This is a genomic window from Xenorhabdus sp. PB61.4, assembly GCF_963894935.1.
Taxonomy (GTDB): domain Bacteria; phylum Pseudomonadota; class Gammaproteobacteria; order Enterobacterales; family Enterobacteriaceae; genus Xenorhabdus; species Xenorhabdus stockiae.
Genome location: NZ_CAWQJR010000221.1, coordinates 1 through 18,635 on the forward strand (window position 1 = coordinate 1; position 18,635 = coordinate 18,635).

General features: G+C 43.4%; 17 protein-coding genes. 6 read left to right on the forward strand and 11 right to left on the reverse strand.

Features of this window, described 5'->3' with window-relative positions:
• Nucleotides 1–27: 27 nt before the first annotated feature.
• The 5 genes from AACX68_RS19485 to rtcR form a co-directional block, all read right to left on the reverse strand.
• A complete protein-coding gene (locus AACX68_RS19485; protein WP_228860210.1) occupies nt 28–1,617 on the reverse strand; it encodes a toxin VasX in 1,590 nt (529 codons plus the stop codon).
• Nucleotides 1,614–2,924 carry a DUF4123 domain-containing protein gene (locus tag AACX68_RS19490; RefSeq protein WP_228860211.1) on the reverse strand — a complete coding sequence of 437 codons (1,311 nt, stop codon included), beginning with the start codon at nt 2,922–2,924 and terminating at the stop codon, nt 1,614–1,616. The genes AACX68_RS19485 and AACX68_RS19490 overlap by 4 nt, the downstream gene beginning before the upstream one ends.
• Nucleotides 2,925–3,292: 368 nt before the next feature.
• Nucleotides 3,293–4,231, reverse strand: a complete 939-nt coding sequence (gene pyrB, locus AACX68_RS19495) for an aspartate carbamoyltransferase (protein WP_228860212.1) — start codon at nt 4,229–4,231, stop codon at nt 3,293–3,295.
• A gap of 366 nt (nt 4,232–4,597) precedes the next feature.
• Nucleotides 4,598–5,515 carry a ribonuclease Z gene (gene rnz / locus AACX68_RS19500; RefSeq protein WP_228860213.1) on the reverse strand — a complete coding sequence of 306 codons (918 nt, stop codon included), beginning with the start codon at nt 5,513–5,515 and terminating at the stop codon, nt 4,598–4,600.
• Nucleotides 5,516–5,526: 11 nt separating this feature from the next.
• Nucleotides 5,527–7,104: an RNA repair transcriptional activator RtcR gene (rtcR, locus tag AACX68_RS19505; RefSeq protein WP_228860214.1), complete on the reverse strand. Its 1,578-nt coding sequence runs from the start codon at nt 7,102–7,104 to the stop codon at nt 5,527–5,529.
• A gap of 976 nt (nt 7,105–8,080) precedes the next feature.
• On the opposite strand from rtcR, the gene AACX68_RS19510 reads away from it, so the two are divergent.
• Genes AACX68_RS19510 through AACX68_RS19530 form a run of 5 tightly spaced genes read left to right on the forward strand, consistent with a single transcriptional unit; the run spans nt 8,081 to nt 12,531 of the window.
• Nucleotides 8,081–9,238 (forward strand): slipin family protein, encoded by a 1,158-nt coding sequence (locus tag AACX68_RS19510; protein WP_255705677.1) that lies wholly within the window; start codon nt 8,081–8,083, stop codon nt 9,236–9,238.
• 5 nt (nt 9,239–9,243) lie between these two features.
• Nucleotides 9,244–10,470 (forward strand): RtcB family protein, encoded by a 1,227-nt coding sequence (locus AACX68_RS19515; protein WP_228860226.1) that lies wholly within the window; start codon nt 9,244–9,246, stop codon nt 10,468–10,470.
• Nucleotides 10,471–10,495: 25 nt separating this feature from the next.
• Entirely contained in the window at nt 10,496–11,293 is a 798-nt protein-coding gene (locus tag AACX68_RS19520; RefSeq protein ID WP_228860215.1) for a nucleotidyltransferase domain-containing protein, read from the forward strand.
• 25 nt (nt 11,294–11,318) lie between these two features.
• Nucleotides 11,319–11,864 carry an RNA 2'-phosphotransferase gene (locus AACX68_RS19525; RefSeq protein ID WP_228860216.1) on the forward strand — a complete coding sequence of 182 codons (546 nt, stop codon included), beginning with the start codon at nt 11,319–11,321 and terminating at the stop codon, nt 11,862–11,864.
• 46 nt (nt 11,865–11,910) lie between these two features.
• The gene (locus AACX68_RS19530) at nt 11,911–12,531 is read left to right on the forward strand and encodes a LysE family translocator (RefSeq protein WP_228860217.1); all 621 of its coding nucleotides are present in this window, start codon (nt 11,911–11,913) and stop codon (nt 12,529–12,531) included.
• A gap of 72 nt (nt 12,532–12,603) precedes the next feature.
• Here the strand turns inward: AACX68_RS19530 and argF are convergent, their stop codons facing one another.
• The gene (argF, locus tag AACX68_RS19535; protein WP_228860218.1) at nt 12,604–13,617 is read right to left on the reverse strand and encodes an ornithine carbamoyltransferase; all 1,014 of its coding nucleotides are present in this window, start codon (nt 13,615–13,617) and stop codon (nt 12,604–12,606) included.
• Between the two features lie 355 nt (nt 13,618–13,972).
• Here argF and rraB point away from each other — a divergent pair, with 355 nt between their 5' ends.
• Nucleotides 13,973–14,395 (forward strand): ribonuclease E inhibitor RraB, encoded by a 423-nt coding sequence (gene rraB, locus AACX68_RS19540; RefSeq protein ID WP_228860219.1) that lies wholly within the window; start codon nt 13,973–13,975, stop codon nt 14,393–14,395.
• Between the two features lie 52 nt (nt 14,396–14,447).
• On the opposite strand, the gene AACX68_RS19545 is transcribed toward rraB, so the two are convergent.
• The 5 genes from AACX68_RS19545 to AACX68_RS19565 form a co-directional block, all read right to left on the reverse strand.
• On the reverse strand, nt 14,448–14,951 hold the full coding sequence (locus AACX68_RS19545; RefSeq protein ID WP_228860220.1) for a GNAT family N-acetyltransferase: 504 nt from the start codon (nt 14,949–14,951) through the stop codon (nt 14,448–14,450).
• 245 nt (nt 14,952–15,196) lie between these two features.
• Nucleotides 15,197–15,970, reverse strand: coding sequence for an amino acid ABC transporter substrate-binding protein (locus AACX68_RS19550; RefSeq protein ID WP_228860221.1), 774 nt, complete (start codon nt 15,968–15,970; stop codon nt 15,197–15,199).
• A gap of 41 nt (nt 15,971–16,011) precedes the next feature.
• Nucleotides 16,012–16,776 carry an amino acid ABC transporter ATP-binding protein gene (locus tag AACX68_RS19555; protein WP_228860222.1) on the reverse strand — a complete coding sequence of 255 codons (765 nt, stop codon included), beginning with the start codon at nt 16,774–16,776 and terminating at the stop codon, nt 16,012–16,014.
• Entirely contained in the window at nt 16,760–17,467 is a 708-nt protein-coding gene (locus AACX68_RS19560) for an amino acid ABC transporter permease (protein ID WP_228860223.1), read from the reverse strand. Before AACX68_RS19560 ends, AACX68_RS19555 begins: the two co-directional genes overlap by 17 nt.
• A 118-nt stretch (nt 17,468–17,585) precedes the next feature.
• Nucleotides 17,586–18,347 carry an amino acid ABC transporter substrate-binding protein gene (locus AACX68_RS19565; protein WP_228860224.1) on the reverse strand — a complete coding sequence of 254 codons (762 nt, stop codon included), beginning with the start codon at nt 18,345–18,347 and terminating at the stop codon, nt 17,586–17,588.
• Between the last annotated feature and the right edge of the window lie 288 nt (nt 18,348–18,635).

Below are 18,635 nucleotides of genomic sequence, written 5' to 3' on the forward strand. Positions count from 1 at the left end.
AAATGTCAAAGTGCATGGTTTTTTCTCTCAAAAAGAGAGTATAAGATCACAGCTATCCTTTCGGAGCAATCGATTTATTTTTGACTGAAAAACGTTCGCGATCTTGCCCTGACCCGTTGCCGCGATTTCCCAGGCATTGGTGCTGTATTGAGGTGTATAGTTTTTCTCTGCCGCTGTAATAGCATCCCTTTTGGCTTTTGCTTCTTTATTTGGGTCGTATAAGCCATAGGGGAGGATACCCAGCGTTGTATCAGCGAAATCTTTTAATGTGGTTGGTTTTCCTGCTGCTAATGAAATCAATTCTTCCAGCATTTTTTCCGATGTGACGGACATTTGCAGTCCATGAAAAATATCAAAAACAAGTTCAACAAAAGTGTAGATTTCCTGAATATCACTCTCATTTGATATTTCTTTTTTCTCATGAATAGAGAAGAAATGCTGGAAATAGTTATCAAGGCTGCCAACTTTCCCAGTAACCGCTGGTGCACTGGCAAATGCTTTGAATAAGCTAATGAAAATCTCTTGTCGTTTTTCGAATACCAGATGTGAATCTCTTATTTTTGGCCACTCGCTTTTCACTGCTGTTTGGTTTAAGGTTTCTTTATTAGCACGTCTTTTTATTGGTTCATTTTTATTAAACTCTCTAATGTAATCATCGATATATAACCCAATTGTCATCGGATAGAGATTGCGTTCAGCATTATATTGTTGTAGCAGATCAAGAATATTATGCGCCTCCAAAATCTCTTTCTGCCGCCCAACCGGATCATGCAATATTACAATCCGTGCCTTCTCTTGATAACACAGCTTTTTGCGAATCTCCGCTGCAATATTCTCTGCATCCATTTCATAGGATTTTTCTGTTGTTAGCTCATCAATCCTGAGATCATTGATATCTAACTCTTCAAATTTTTTGGCATCAATTTTTGCTTTGACTGCCGAGAACTGCTCCTTGCGGGTTTTGTAATCTTCAATTAATTTCGTGAAATTGGATTCGGTTGCTTCAATCGCATATTGTTGATTATCCGCATCCAGATTAATGAACTGCATGGTCTTTTCACGCAGCTTTTTATCGCGGTTCATACGGGCAATGACATCGGGATGCCAGAGGTGTTCGCTGTAAGCAATACTGATATTTGAAACATCTTTTGCTACAAATAGGAAAGGATACCCTTCACCCTGTAAACCAGGTTCTGGCATCACGCCATCGCGGGCATCTTTTTTATTCCGGTACATATACTTCCGAAAACGCTCAATTCTCGGTGCATCATCGTTATCTGAGCTTTTTTCTACTTCATATTTGAAGATATGGAAATAAGCTGTACGGCTGGGGCGGTGTTCCATGCTGTCTTCTTCCCGAATATAAATCCAGCCAGAACGCATCAAACGAGCCGCATATCCCTTACTCTGTTTCAGCGTTGTCGCAGACATCAGTGTGTGAATATCCGGTGGAGATTCAGGTTGTTCCATTTCTTCGCCGAAGAAATTTACATAAGCATAACGGACAGGGTAGAGAGGTTTGATATTTCCATCACACGGGTATTTTGCACTTCCCATATCGAGTCTGGATAAGGATTCGTTCGCGTTTGCACTAATATTTGAGATTACAGAAGTCATGACTGGCTCCATGTTGTCGGGTTAAGGCATTCCTTGAGAAGTTTGTAAGCTCTGGCTTCCTGATTGGAAGGTTCAGATAAAACAGTTGCTAGTATGTGCTGCCAGAAATCTTCATTTTTCACCGTCATTGATCGCGCCATAATGTAATAAAGTCCGGTCAGTTCAAGTGTAAAACCGTGCAGATAGGCATAATTGGCATGTTTGGTAATGAAAGAAAGGAGCTGTTCTTCCGGCACCTGACACTGTTGCTGAATATTGTCTTTAATGAATGTTTTGACCTTATGGAAATATCTCTGCTGCACATATAGTTCAAAATTACGGTTCATCCTGTCATTGATCGTCACTGTTTCCCGTTTGGCTTTTCTGAGGCTCTCCGTAACGCTGATTTTCATCATGCTGTTTTCGTTAGTTAAACCATAAATGGCCCCAATATTACGCATAAAGGAGGCCAAAGCGCCGCGAGATAGGCTTTTGAGCATCAAATCTACTGTCAGTGAATAGTAGAAGCGAAAGAAAACCCATTCTCGGCTGCTTTCCTGTTGCAGATAGGAAAATTTGCGCAGGTGGTTATACAGTTCATCAAATTTACTGTCGGTATGGATAAAAATTCCGATATCCGGTGTATGGTGGGTGATGAATATATCCCGCAGAAATTGGTTATTTTCAGAACCTGTCAGTTCGACCAGATAGGGGGCAGAGTCTTCAAGAGTAATTTGTGTTTTACCTTTAAACAGACAGCGATAAGTCAAGCCAGAAACCATAAGGGAAGGCACGATAAAGTGGCTCGTATTTTTATGATAAACTCCGGCGTCAATGATCAGATAACTATGGGAATATTGGATTTTGTTCTGTTGCTGTCGGTAAAGCAGCGTATATAGGTCGTCACTGATCCAGTGCCGATTAAAAGAGTTATCACCGATAAAAGGAACACAGGGATATTGGGTGATTGACAGCTCTCCGGTATCAACCGGCAATCGTTCACTAATATCCAGTGATTCCAATACCAGAATTGATTGTTCTATATTTATTTTATCTAGATTCAGGATCAGGCGTTTTTCAAGCTGAGCACTGTTGTTCAGATATTGGAGAAAAGGCAATATTTTCTCATACTCGCCCTCTGTCGCTTTTAATGAATTCAACATATGGTTTGATAATTGAATCAAAGCCTGATGTTGGCTGTTGGCATAAATTAATGCCTGAGCGCGATAGCGTCGTTGTTTCTGTTGTTCTGAACCATGATAGCCATATGAAAACTCTGCAACCCAGATATTTTCATATCGTTGGTAGTCATTCTCTTGCCTGTGCATGATGTAATATCGTCAACTTTTTATTTAGGATAAATTATTTAGAAAATAACGTTACAAAATTAATTTGTTTAAATGGACGATAATAGCTTAATTCTATGGAGGGCTAAAACAAGAAAAATGATTTTAAATTAGTGTTTATTTTAAATTGATAAATTTAATTATAACGGATGGTTATATTTCCATTTAGGTAATTAATTCATGATAAATAATGTGAAATCAATTATAAGTAAATTTATTTTTTATAAAATGGATTTCTTGATGAAATGATGTTAAAGAATTTTTTGGGAGAATAACATTATGACTAAGGTCTAATTTCCTTAGCCATAATATTTGTAACTGCTTATTTATGTTAATTAATTATTTCAGCATTAATCGATAACAACATTTTCATTCAGTACCAGCGATAGCAACGCCTGACGAGCATAAATTCCATTGCCCGCCTGCTGGAAATAATACGCATAAGGTGTTTTATCTACATCAACAGTAATTTCATCAATACGTGGCAGCGGATGGAGTACTTTCAGGTTCTCTTTGACATTCACTAGATCTGTCGCACGCAGCACAAACTGGGCTTTGATATTGGCGTATTCAGAAGGGTCAAGGCGCTCCTTTTGAACGCGGGTCATATACAGAATATCCAGCTCAGGCAGCACATCTTCAAAATTGTTGTGAATGCTGTAGCTCACCTGTTTTTCATCCAGCATGTGCAGAATATAGTTGGGCATAGAAAGTGCGTCCGGCGCGATAAAGCAGAAATGGTTGCCCTCAAATTTCGCCAGTGCCTGAGTTAATGAATGGACAGTACGACCATATTTCAGGTCACCAACCATCGCGATTTTTAGGTTATCCAGCTTGCCCTGAGTTTCCTGAATAGTAAACAGATCTAACAGAGTCTGGGTTGGGTGTTGATTTGCACCATCACCGGCATTAATGATCGGAATATGACCGGAAAATTCTGAAGCAAGGCGGGCGGCACCTTCCTGTGGATGACGCATGACAATCGCATCAGCATACTGGCTGATAATAGAAATAGTGTCAGCCAGCGTTTCACCTTTTTTGCCCAATGATGTGTTGCTGCTGTCTGCAAAGCCAACAACAGAGGCTCCAAGGCGCTGAATAGCCGTTTCAAAAGAGAGGCGGGTGCGTGTAGAGGCTTCGAAGAAGCAGCTGGCGATGACTTTGTGCTTCAGTACATCAGTCTGTGGATTGGCTTTCAGGGCGGCTGCCGTCTGCAATACCAATTCAAGATCTGTGCGGCTCAAATCATTAATTGAAATGATATGCTTGCGATATAACGGGTTAGCCATGTTTGCATTCCTCTTTTATGACTTTTAGCCTTGGACTGGGCAGACGAAAAAAAGCCCCTCAATTGAGGGGCTTTTAAATGTTCGGTTAGTAATGGGGAAAACAATACGCCCAGGCTGCCAGTTGGCAGTGCTTCATTGGATTGGCGTTTTGCAATGCAGTATTTCATGTTTTCTCCCAGCAAATCGTCGCGCATTATACTCGCGATTGTATTCACTGCAAGATTTGTTGAGAGAAATTTTTCATTCAATCAATAATCAATATCAGGAACTAAAGAGAGAATTCCTGATTCTACCAACGCTCTGATTTAAAACATTCATTAAATAAATAATTGAGGTTGATTTAATATAAAATATAAGAAGACGCGGTTATTTAACTACAAATACTGCAAAATCCTCAGCCAAATCAGTATTCGGAAATATTTCCCGACATTCAGCCAGTAAACGTGGACAATCTTCTTTGCCATAACGTCCGCTGATATGCGTTGCGATAAAGTGTTTTACCTTGGCATCACGAGCCAGTGTTGCAGCCTGTTTCGTGGTGGAATGGCCGCGCTCATTGGCTTTTTCGGCAAACGCATGTTCCAGAGTAATTTCATGTACCATGACATCAACATCAGCCGCCAGTTTCAGCGCTTCCGGTGTGGGTTCGGTATCCCCGAAAATTGCTAATGATTTACCACGGATTGGGGCTCTCAGATAATCTTTACCGGAAATTGTCCGCCCATCTTCCAATGTGACCGTACCCCCTTGTTTTAGGGTTTGCATCCACGGGCCACGGGGAATTCCATCCTGATCCAGCTTTTTGGCATCCAGCGTACCGGGTTTATCATGCTCTTCAATTCGATAGCCATAACATTCCACACGGTGATTCAGGGTATAAGCGGTGACTTTCATTGCGCCATCATCAAACAGTAATCTGGGCTGTACTTCAATAATTTCAAGTGGATAGTTCAGAAAGGATCCGCTTAACTGTAACGAGTTTTCCACAAACTGGCGGATCCCTTTTGGCCCGTATAGTGTTAATGGATCAGTAGAGCCGCCCATTGATCGGCTGCATAGTAAGCCGGGCAGACCAAAGATATGATCTCCATGCAAATGGGTGATAAAGATTTTCTCCAGTTTGGAAATTTTAATCGGAGAGTGAAGGATCTGGTGCTGGGTTCCTTCACCGCAGTCAAACATCCACAGTGAACTGCGGATCTCCTGTAAATCAAGAATAAGGCTGGTGACATTGCGTTCTTTAGTCGGGATACCTGCGCTGGTACCCAGAAATTTTAATTCCATATCGTCTTCTCCTAATCTTGCTGAATACTTTCCCAGTCTAAGCCGAATCGGGCGAGATACTTACGTAATCTATCGGCATCATTGGGTTGTTTCTTTTGTTGGCGGGAAACAGCGAAGAGCTTGCGACCGGCCTCCGATAAACTGACAGATCCCCGACAGACGCTAATAACGGTTTCTAACTGCTGGCGATCAAACAGATCAATTTCTGCTAAATGATCCGGTAGCAGGGAGGAACTATTCTCTCCTCGCCAGTGTTGTCTGAGGCGGATGATTTCTTCTTCTGCCAAGTGCTGATTGATGCGGCCATTTTCAGCAAACGTTGCCATGCGGGTGACTGATGCACTTAATTCACGAAAGTTTCCCCGCCACTTGGCCTGTTCTGAGCAGGCAAAACGCAGGTAAATCTGCCGGGCTTCTTTATCAAAACGAACCTGTGTTTGCTGTATTTGTGCATAGCGGGCCAGTTCATAGTCGATATTTGGTTCAATATCTTCACGACGCTGAGCCAGTCCGGGTAACTGATAAGTCCACATATTAATACGGGCATATAAATCTTCACGGAATTTTCCCTGAGTCACCCTATCCCGCAGATCCCGGTGAGTGCCGGCAATTAACTGAAAGTCACTGTAAACTTCCCGATCAGAGCCGTACGGCAGGAAGTTTTTTTCTTCAATAGCCTTCAGTAACATCGCTTGTTCATCAAGGCCTAACTCGGCCACTTCATCCAGAAATAAAATACCACCATCGGCTTCGCGTAATAGGCCGGTTCGCGGCTGGATTGCCCCTGTAAATGCCCCTTTGACGTGTCCAAACAGTGTAGACATGGCATTATCACCGCGCAATGTTGCACAGTTTACTTCGACAAAACGCCCTTTAAGCAGATGGCGTGACTGACGGAGTTGATAGATACGGCGGGCCAGAAATGATTTACCTGCTCCGGTTGGCCCGGTCAGCAGGATCGGTGCTGATGAGCGCAGCGCAACGCGCTCAATCTGGTCTATCAGGTGGTTGAAACTGGCATTGCGCGTAGCGATGCCGGATTTCAGGAACGCCACTTGCTCCTGCTGTTCACGCAGAAAGCGGCTGGTTAGCGTGGTATAACGACTGAGATCTAAATCGATAACAGTGTAGACTCCTTCAGGATGGCTATCGCGATCGCCATTTTTGGGAGAAGTCTGGATCAGCTGGGCTGGCAGATAACGCGCTTCAGTCAGCAAAAACCAGCAAATCTGGGCAACGTGCGTGCCTGTAGTGATATGTACCAGATACTCTTCATTTTCAATATCGAAAGGATAGCGTACCGCAAAATCAAGCAGGGCAGTATAGACTTCCTCAAAATCCCACGGGTCATCAATCTGAATTTCTTGCAGAACAACACGGGTCTGTGGGGAGGTTTCTTCAATATCTTCTTTAACTCTTTGCGCCAGACTGTAGTTATCTGCCTGATAGAGTAATTCCAGCCTGTCAATTGGCAGCTCAGGCTGCTGGCATAGCCCAATAGTAGGACGCCATTTTGTCCAGCGATTCGCCTTTTTCCCACGTCTGTCTAATGTTGTTCCTAAAACCCCAATAGCAACTCTGCGTTTCATCCTTGCCTCTGTTATTGATTATCTAAATTTATAAAAAACGATATAAAAAGATAAGAAAATCAAATGACAAAAACAATCATTGAAAATAGGGAAAAATAAAAAACTTTAATTTTCATTATGATAATAAATATTTTTGCCTATTTTCAAAGTTGGCACGGGATTGGCAATAACTATAAGAGTCAACACGCTGGAATTGCATGGGTTCAGAACCCAGCCGGTACATAAGTCATGGCATAAGGCCATTTTACTGCATGTATTCCGCCAGTGAGGGACGTTTAGCGAATAACACAGGGTTACGTTGGGTTCGAGTCCCAATTTCGCACCATATAAGGGATATGGTCTTTTACTCTCCAAGTAAAACACAAAAGAAAATATAGAAGTGAAAACCCGTATGACTGCCAATTGAGAGTCATCGCTTTGAAAACCCGGTAGATGATGCTGGGTTAAGGGCAAAATACTGAGCTGCTGCTGTCTGAGTACCGATGTATTTCCCCCTTGGCTTCGTCCTGATGCCCGGTTTTCAGAGTGCAGGGAATAAAAAGGAAAAATAACAATGATGAAGAAAATAAAAGTACTGCAGGGACAAATTGGTATGCTGGCAAAAGAAGGTGAGTACTTACAGGTTTTAACCGCAGGAGAATATCGTTTCAGCGATTGGTTTAACAAACTGCAATTGACGACTTTTAACCTTAGTGGTGGCGCAATAGAAGCAAAGCTGGCAGAGCATTTACGCCAGTATCATGCTGATTGGGTTGAACAGTATTGTGATGACATCCAGCTGGCTGAAGATGAAATGGGACTATTGTATGAGTATGATTTACTGAATGAAATTATACCATCTGCAACTCGCCGCCTATATTGGAAAAATAGTGGGTTACGCCGATGTGAAATCCGTAAAACGACGGAACAGGAAATTTCACCTGAATTAGTTTCTCTGTTGCACGCTGCGAAAACCCATAAACGTACTGTGAAAGGATTGGATAATATCCTGATTGCTCAGATCCCGGTATGGCAGGTCGGTATTCTGAAAATTGATGGCACTGTGCAGGAGTTGCTACAGCCAGGTCTGTATGGATATTGGCGTGTTGGCTATGACATCTCTGTGGAAATTGTCGATACCCGTTCACAAACTAAGGTTGAAGACAATCTGGCAGAGCATCTACGTCAGCAGCATAACGACTGGGTAGACGAATTTTGTGATGGTATTGAAATTGCCGATGATGAAATGGGGTTGCTATACGAGCATGCTGTGTTGGTCGAAATTCTGCCTCCGGCAACCCGTAGTTTGCACTGGAAGAATGGAAATCCCCGCCGTATAGAGGTATTGAAATCCTCTGAGCTGGAAGCTGATGCTGAATTGGTTTCACTGTTAATGTCTGCTATGGCGCGAAAACGCAGTGTGAAAGGGGCAGATAGTGTACTGATTACTCAAATCCCGGCTTGGCATGTAGGGATTCTGAAGGTTGATGGAATTGCACAGGAATTATTACAGCCGGGATTAAAAGGTTATTGGCGTGTCGGGCATGATGTGCTCGTTGAAATTGTTGATACCCGGTTACAGGTGCTGGAAATCAGCGGTCAGGAGATACTGACCCGTGACAAGGTAAATCTGCGTATTAACTTATCTGCTAACTGGCGTTATCAGGATGTTCTGATGGCATATGAACAACTCAGTGATCCAGTTTCATATCTGTACCGCGAGTTGCAATTTGCTTTGCGTGAAATAGTAGGAACGCGCTCACTGGATGAATTGTTGGAGAATAAGCAGGTTATTGATGATCTGGTTGGTGAAAAGATCCAGCAAATTGCCCTACGTTTTGGTTTGGAAGTGGCATCACTTGGTGTGAAAGACATTATTTTGCCCGGCGATATGAAGACCATTCTGTCGCAGGTTGTGGAAGCAGAAAAGTCTGCACAGGCTAATGTTATTCGTCGTCGGGAAGAAACGGCGGCAACCCGATCGCTTCTGAATACCGCCAAGGTGATGGAGAACAACCCGATTGCCTTACGCCTGAAAGAATTGGAAACACTGGAAAGTATTGCGGAACGCATTAATCAGATCTCAGTGTATGGCGGTTTAGATCAAGTATTAAACGGATTGGTACAAATTAAAGGAGAACAAAAATGTCTATAACTGAAATGAAAACCAACGCTTATAACTTATTGACTCAGGATAACGGTGCTCCGGTAAAAATGTGGACGAATGGGGTGCCGGTTGATCCAAAAGCGATTACTCAATTACAAAACACGGCCAAGATGCCTTTTGTATTTAAGCATCTGGCCGTGATGCCGGATGTACATGTCGGTAAAGGTTCTACCATCGGGAGTGTGATCCCGACTCGTGGCGCTATTATCCCGGCAGCCGTTGGGGTGGATATTGGCTGCGGAATGATTGCTGTGCGTACTTCATTGGTGGCATCGGATTTACCGGATAATTTGCTGAATATCCGCCATGCTATTGAAGCTGCTGTACCGCATGGTCGTACTGTGAACCGCGGCGGGCGGGATAAAGGTTCTTGGAATAAGGTGCCGGAAATGGTGGATCAACATTGGGCAACGTTGGCTGATCGCTTTAAACATATCACCGATAAATACCCGAAACTACTGAACACCAATAACCGTCAGCATTTGGGAACGCTGGGAACAGGAAACCATTTTATTGAGCTGTGCCTTGATGAAGTGGATCGTGTTTGGGTAATGCTGCATAGCGGTTCCCGCGGAGTAGGCAATGCCATTGGTAATCTGTTTATTACACTGGCGCAGAAAGATATGCAGCAACATATCGCTAATTTGCCTGATCGTGATTTGGCGTATTTTGAGGAAGGAAATCGCTACTTCGATGATTATATGGAAGCGGTGGACTGGGCACAGGACTACGCGCGCCAGAATAGGGAAGTGATGATGCATCGAGCACTTGAGGCGTTATCACGCGAGATACCAAAACCGTTCACAACACAGCAGGAAGCGGTGAATTGCCACCATAACTATGTACAGCGTGAGCAGCACTACGGTGAAGAGGTTTTGGTAACCCGTAAAGGAGCGGTATCAGCCCGTAAAGGCCAGATGGGGATCATTCCGGGTTCGATGGGGGCAAAAAGTTATATTGTCCGAGGGCTTGGAAACGAAGAAAGTTTTTGCTCATGTAGCCACGGCGCTGGGCGCGTAATGAGCCGTACTGAAGCGAAAAAACGCTTTACAGTGAACGACCAGAAACGAGCCACTTCGCATGTGGAATGCCGAAAAGATAGTGATGTGATCGATGAAATTCCAATGGCGTACAAAGATATTGATGCAGTAATGGCTGCCCAGTCTTCATTGGTAGAAATCGTGCATACTTTACGTCAGGTAGTTTGTGTAAAAGGTTAGAAAAATCGCAGCAGGAAAAAAGAAAATGGAAAGGGAAGCAGAAACAGTCAGCCCGGAAATGCGGATTCGTATTAAAAGAGAACTGTATAAAATAGAGAAAAAATATGGCGTGCGGATACTGTACGCCTGTGAGTCTGGCAGTCGAGGGTGGGGCTTTGCATCACCGGACAGTGATTATGATGTGAGATTCATTTATGTTCACCCCGTGGACTGGTATCTCAAAGTGGAAGCCGGGCGGGATGTGATTGAACAGCCGATAAATGATGAGCTGGATATTAGTGGCTGGGAGCTGCGCAAGGCTTTAAAACTACTGAAGCAGGCAAACCCGACTTTGATGGAATGGCTGGATTCTCCCGTCATCTATCATGCAGATGCGGCTGCAACTAATGGACTGAAAGCGATGGTGCCGCATTTCTTTTCGGATATTAAAGCGCGTTATCACTATCTTTCAATGGCGAAGAAAAACTTCAGGGGTTATTTGCAGGGTGAGCAAGTTCGGCTAAAAAAATACTTTTACGTATTGCGTCCGTTACTGGCTGTGCGATGGATTGAGATGGGTAAAGGCACTCCTCCCATAGATTTTGAAACGCTGGTGGCTGGTACAGTTTATGATCCTCAATTGAAAGCAGAGATTGCAGATTTACTGCGAATTAAACGAGCTGCCAATGAAGCAGAATATGGTTTGCGCAAGCCGGGAGTTCACGCATTTATTGAATCAGAACTGAGTGAGACAGTAGTGCGTTGTGAGCTGAAGGATAATCGTGAACGCAGTCAGGATTTACTTGATAGTTATCTGAAGCGTTGGGTACTGAAAAATAGATAAAAAACGCCGATTACTGAGGGAAAATATGGATCATATCGATACTAAAATCAGCAAATTTTTAAGTTACGTATTGCGCCATCAGCCTGAATCTATTGGCTTAACACTGGATAGTGAAGGCTGGGCGGATATCAGTACGCTGATTAAATGTGCAGTGAAGCAAGGAAAGCGGCTGAATTACCCTATGATTGAAAAAATTGTCGCGACTAATGATAAGAAACGCTTTGCGATTTCGGAAGACAGGAAACGTATCAGGGCAGTACAAGGGCATTCAGCCAAACGGGTAGATATTTCTTATCAGGAAAAGATACCTCCGGCCGTTTTGTTTCACGGTACCGCAACCCGCTTTCTGGATTCAATATTTAAACAAGGGCTGGTGGCGGGAAATCGCCATTATGTGCATTTATCGGCAGATGAAGTGACTGCAATTAAGGTGGGTCAACGACATGGCAAAGTTGCTATTCTAAAAATTGATGCCCAGTTAATGTATGAACAGGGAATTAAATTCCATCAGGCTGAGAACGGTGTCTGGTTGACAAAGGCGGTTTCTGTCGCATATATCAGTATAAAATAACATCATAATTAAACATGTTTATGCACACTTAACTCTGGAGATAAAAATGACAGTTCTGGATTCTCTACTTGCATTCATGGTTGCTGCTACATTATTGACATTAACTCCCGGTCTGGATACAGCTTTGGTTTTAAGAACCGCAGCAGCGGAAGGTGGGAAAAAAGCCTTTCAGGCCGCTCTTGGAATTGATGCCGGATGTTTTATATGGGGAGCGATGGTGGCATTTGGTCTGGGTGCATTGATAGCCGTATCTGAACTGGCATTCAATATTCTGAAATGGTGTGGAGCGCTGTATCTATGCTGGCTAGGCCTTCAGATGATCCTGCGCCCTAATTCCGATCTTGGTGGTGAGAATACTTCTTCGGTTAAAACGTCGAACTGGTTTATCAGGGGCATGCTGGGAAATGTGCTGAATCCAAAGGTAGGTGTGTTTTATGTCTCTTTCTTGCCTCAGTTTATTCCTCAGGGGCATTCACCCATGATCTGGACATTTGGCTTAGTTGCTATTCATGCCGCATTGGGTACGATATGGTCACTGATTCTGATTTTTGCCACACGTCCGCTTTCCCATGTGTTAAAGCGTGGTAATGTCATCAAATGGATGAACCGGGCGACAGGTGGATTATTTCTGTTTTTTGCGGTTAATCTGGCGTTAAGCCGGCGATGAGTAACGGGGAATAGTTGCTTGTTTCAGTGAAAAAAGACAAGCGGTGCTCAGGTGCACCGCATAATACTTTAATCATAAATCCAGCTCCTGTACTAATGTAGCCACCATGACAGCCTTAATCGTATGCATACGGTTTTCTGCCTGATCAAAAACAATGCTGTATTCTGATTCAAACACTTCATTAGTCACTTCCAGACCACCAGACAAGTTGAATTCTTCCGCAAGCTGTTTACCAAGAATGGTTTCTTCATCATGAAAAGCCGGCAGGCAATGCAGGAATTTCACATCCGGATTTCCCGTTAGTTTCACGAGATCCATATTAACCTGATAAGGCGCTAATAATTCAATGCGCTCCTGCCAGACATTTTTAGGTTCACCCATTGAGACCCAGACATCGGTATAAAGGAAATCAGCAGCCTGTACGCCAGCCACGATATCTTCCGTCAGTGTGATTTTTCCACCTGTTTTCGTTGCCTGTTTTTGGCATTCACTCACTAATTTAGCATCCGGCCAGCAGGTTTTTGGTGCAACCAGACGCAAATCTAATCCTGTTAATGCAGCCGCTTCCAGCAAGCTATTACCCATGTTATTACGGGCATCGCCCATATAGGCCAGTTTTATTTCAGTTAAGGGTTTTCTACTGTGTTCCTGCATTGTCAGCAAATCTGCCAGTAGCTGAGTCGGGTGGAACTCATCCGTCAGTCCATTCCAGACAGGCACACCAGCATATTCAGCTAGCGTATCGACTATTACCTGCCCATAGCCACGGTACTGAATGCCATCATACCAACGCCCAAGTACCCTTGCTGTATCCCTGATAGACTCCTTATGCCCAATCTGGCTGCCGCTGGGGCCTAAATAGGTGACATTAGCCCCTTGATCATGTGCTGCAACTTCAAATGCACAGCGTGTGCGGGTGGAGTCTTTCTCAAAAATCAGGGCGATATTCTTTCCTGCCAGCAAGGGAATTTCTTTACCTGATTTTTTATTCGCTTTCAATTTCATTGACAGGGATAAAAAAAGCTCAATTTCTTTAGGCTTGTAATCAAGTAATCTCAGGAGATGACGGTGAAAAAATGGATTCATGTGGCATTTTCTCCATAGGGATAAATTGAATTAATATGCACTATATATCAATAAAAAATCTTATTACAAGCGCTATATACACAATGGATTTCAAGACGCGTCGTGGCGGCAAGAGAGAGAATCCCCAGGAGCATAGATAACTATGTGACAGGGGTGAACGAGCGCAGCCAACAAAGAGGCAACTGGAAAGACGAAGTGTATAGTGTGTATTGAAGATTTAAGGATAGCCAAGAGAATTGTGACCCGGCGCTTAAGGCCTGTACTTTTGGTTTAACAGCACGGGATAGCTATATCCTTTGCAAAGAAAAGATGGGAGAATGCGGAACAGGATAGCCAACTGACAGAGGGGATTGGCATGGCAGACCCACATGCACTGGAAGAACAGCGCGAAGAAACTCGCTTGATCATCGAAGAGTTATTGGAAGATGGCAGTGACCCTGAGGCGCTTTATATCATTGAACACCATTTTTCAGCAGACGATTTTGACCGTCTGGAGAAAGCAGCAGTTGAAGCATTTAAACTTGGTTATGAAGTTACAGATGCGGAAGAGCTGGAAACAGAAGATAGCGTTATTTTGATGTGTTGTGATGTCATCAGTGAGAGCCGTCTGGAGGCTGACCTGATCATTGCACAGGTTGAGCAATTGATGGATCTGGCTGAAAAAATGGGTGTGAATTACGATGGCTGGGGAACTTATTTTGAAGACCCTAATGCTTCAGATGATGAAGATGATGTAGGCGATCTCTTCCCGGAAGAAGATGAACCCAGATTACACTGAGTTTTTCTATCGCATTTGCCCCACGGTTCGCGCGGGGCATATTATTATGTTTTTACAGCATCTTAACCATTCTAACCTCACAATCACTGTGCCCAGTATTGCCCAGGGGGGCATCAAGGTAACTGAATCCCAGTTTTTCATACAGAGCGATGGCTGCTTTCAGGTTTTCTGTTGTTTCTAAATAACAGCGTGTAAAGCCCTGTTCCACTCCGAATTCCAGCGATTGTTTTACGATTTGTTTAGCAACACCCTTGCCCCGTAATACTGACGAAAGATACATTTTTTGCAGTTCACAGGTATTACTATCGCCTCCTGACAGTGGAGCAACCCCGCCGCCTCCAACGACTTTCCCCGCCATTTCAACCACCCAGTATGCACTGCGGGGCTGGCTGTAAACTTCGTAGAGAGTATCCAGAATTGGGTCAGCGACGGCGAAGCCTTTGTCAGCGGTTAAACCGTGCTCGGCAGATACCTCACGAATAATGGCGGCAATATCTGGATTATCTTGTTGGGTAATAGGGCGGATGACGTAGTCGTGATTTGTGTTTTCTGCCATTTCTTCCTCTTTACTATTTTTCATTAAAGATAATCGAGACAATAGGCGTGTCTCGAAAAGAACGACTGAATAAGCGAGGATACGGGAAGCCTGCTTGAAATTATTATTGATACTGTAACGGTTAATTATTAGAGCGATATTAATTGAAAAGAAAAATAAGTAAATAATTAAATCAGAAGGGGTACGGAAATATAAAATACAACGGCACCATTATGATGCCGTAATTTTACAAACTGTATGATGAACTACTTCGAAATATCAGTTCCAAAGTATTTCTCAGAAATTTGGGCATAAGTTCCGTCATCTTTCATGCCTTGCAGTGCTTTATTAATAGCTTCGACTAATTCAGGATCACCTTTACGCAGTAATACGGCCGATTTACTGGCATCAGTCTGCTGAGCGACAATTTTCACCGGCGCATTCGGGCGCTGATTTTTGAAGTCCAGAAATGACAAACGATCATTTAGTGTGGCATCTGCCCGACCGGTGGCGACCAAATCAATGGACTGGTTAAAACCATCCGTGCTGACCAGCGTAGCACCATAAGATGTTGCTAATTGCCCGTAGTTGCTGGTTAAAGATTGTGCGGATCGTTTTCCTTTGAGGTCAGCAAAGGATTTGATGCTGTCATTGTTATCACGGGTGATAAGAACAACCTGAGATGTTGTGTAAGGAATTGAGAAGCTGAATTTAGCTTCCCGGGCAGGAGTCACACCAACCTGATTAACAACAGCATCAAAGCGTTTGGCATCCAGTCCTGCAATTAAACCGTCCCATTTTACTTCTGTAAATTCAGGTCTTACATCCATACGACGTGCAATTTCTCTGGCAATATCGACATCAAAGCCGGTTAATTTATTGCTGGTATCATGGTAGGTAAATGGAGGGTAAGTCCCTTCAGTACCAATTTTAAATACGCCAGAGGCTTTTATGGCATCTAAATCTTTACCGGCATAGCTGGGAGCAGAGATAGCAAGAGTAACGGTACCTGCAAGCAGCAATTTTAAGAATACTTTCATGATGTTCTCCAAATGAATTTTTATAAAAATGTAGTGGCTCTCTATATTTGCCAGTCCGGTAAAGTTTCAGTCAGAGTTGAAACAAACTCGATAGTGCGCTGGTGATCCGGGCGGGTAAACATGTGCTTGGCGCTTCCCGATTCGATAATTTCCCCAAATTCCAGAAAGATAACATCATGAGCAAGGTTAGCAGCCAGACGCAGATCGTGCGTTGCCATTAACATTGTTGTTCCTTCATCTGCAAGCTGTTTCAGTACGGAAACGACTTCTTTTGATAGTTCAGGGTCAAGGGCTGAAGTCGGTTCATCACACAGTAATACCTTTGGCGATGGCGCCATCGCTCTGGCGATTGCAACACGCTGTTGCTGACCGCCGGATAATGTGGTTGGCCACACATCTGCTTTATGCGACATTTCAACTTTTTCCAGTAGCTCCATCGCCCGTTCTCTGGCACGTTCACGAGGCCATTTCTGTACCCAAATCAGCCCCTCCATGATGTTTTCAATCACAGTGAGGTGAGGAAAAAGCTGGAAATTCTGGAATACCATGCCGGTTTGCAGGCTAAAGCGCTGGATTTCCTTGTGGGAAAGTCGTTCTTTGCCGGTAAATGTAATTTTTTCTTTCCCCAGTATGAGTTGACCGGCCTGTGGAATTTCCAGCAGATTAATGCAGCGTAACAGGGTGCTTTTCCCACTGCCGGAAGGCCCAATAAGGGCGGTCAGGCTGCCTTCCTTAATAGTCAGGTTAATATTTTTCAGCACCTTTTGTCCGTCGAAACTTTTTTCAATGTTAGAGAGCTGAATCATTATTGGCTTCCTTATTATTGCTATTTTTAGCGTATTGCTGGGAGAACTTGTTTTCCATACGGGTTTGCAGTGCTGATAACAGCGAACTCAGGAGCAGATAAAGGATAGCTGCTTCGGTATATAGGATCAGTGGCTGGTATGTCACAGCGGCGATGCGCTGTGCGGCCAGAAACATTTCCGGCACGGTAATAACAGACGCCAGTGAGGTATCTTTTACCAGAGAAATAAAGGTATTTGACAGTGGAGGAATAGAAACTCTTGCTGCCTGTGGCAGAACGATACGACGCAGGGATTGCCACCAACTCATACCGATAGAGTGGGAGGCTTCCCATTGGCCTTTAGGCACTGAATTCAGTGCAGCCCGGATAACTTCTGATGTATAAGCACCGACGTTCAGCGTAAAGCCAATCACGGCGGAAGTGAATGCTTCCAGTGTAATGCCGATGCTGGGCAGTGCATAAAATATCAGAAACAGTTGCACTAATAACGGTGTCCCGCGGATCAGCCAGACATAAAAACGTACGACTGCAACCAATGGCTTAGGCCCGTAAAGCCTGATCAGGGCAACGATAAACCCCAGCGTAAGCCCGAGGGCAAATGTGATCAGGGTGAGGGGTATAGTGAATGTCAGGCCTGCGTAAATCATCGGCCAGAGAGAATCCAGTGCTAAGCTGAGCCAGGATGGAGTCATATATCGTTCCTATATTAACATCAAAAAGTATTTATTTTTTATAAGATTGTTTTAGTGATGATATGGCAATAAGAGAGCATCCTTATATAAAATAAAGTTATAGCTTAGAACTGGCGGATCAGTGACTAAAATACTTGTCCCAGATGCGTTGGTAAGTTCCGTCAGCGTTGATTTCAGTAATGGCTTCATCGACTGCGGCCTTTAACCCGGTATCGTTTTTGCGCAGGAGTACAGCCGTCTGTGCTGCATGGGTATCGGTTGCCACAATTTGTACCGGCGCTTCCGGGCGATGTTTTTTATAATCGAGGTAGGACAGTTTATCGTTGATGGTGGCATCTGCACGGCCCGTACTGACAAGCTCAACTTCCTGATTAAAGCCATTTGTAGCGATAATTTCTGCTCCGTGCTGACGCGCAATCTGGGCGAAGTTATTGGTTAAGGTATGGGCGGACTTTTTGTCTTTTAAATCACTAAACGTTTTAATCTTATTGTTATCGGTTCTGGTAATCAGAACAGCTTCTGAAATGACATAAGGCAAGGAGAAAATATATTTTTTCTGACGTTCGGGAGTAATCGCAATCTGGTTCATAACTGCATCTGATCGTCCCGCATCCAGACCAGCAATCAGCCCATCCCATTTCCCTTCAATAAATTCAGGTTTTACTTTCATTCGTTTGGCAATTTCACGGCCGATTTCTACATCAAATCCAGTTAATTTTCCCGAGGCATCATGATAACTGAATGGAGCATACGCACCCTCTGTTCCGATCCTGAATATGCCAGAGGACTGGATTTTATTCAGGGTGGATTCTGCATAAGTTAAATGTGTAAAGCCCAGTTGGATCATTCCTGCCAATAATATTTTATGGATAGTTTTCATTTTACCTTCCTGATAATGAGAGTTATTATCAAATATAATACATGACTGGCTTTTTAGTCCCAATGATTTATATATAATAGGAAATTATATATTGTATTTTAATTACCATATGTAAATATTGTGAGAAAACTAATAGTTCATAATTGTTCTTGTAACCAATGTTGATTACTTGCATTTTTTAATAATAGAGGAACATTTTTTAAAAAACATATTTGTTTTTTTGGTTTTCTTATCTATTTGATTTTAATTGGTTTTGTTTTTGTTATTTAATGGTTTTATTAACATGGA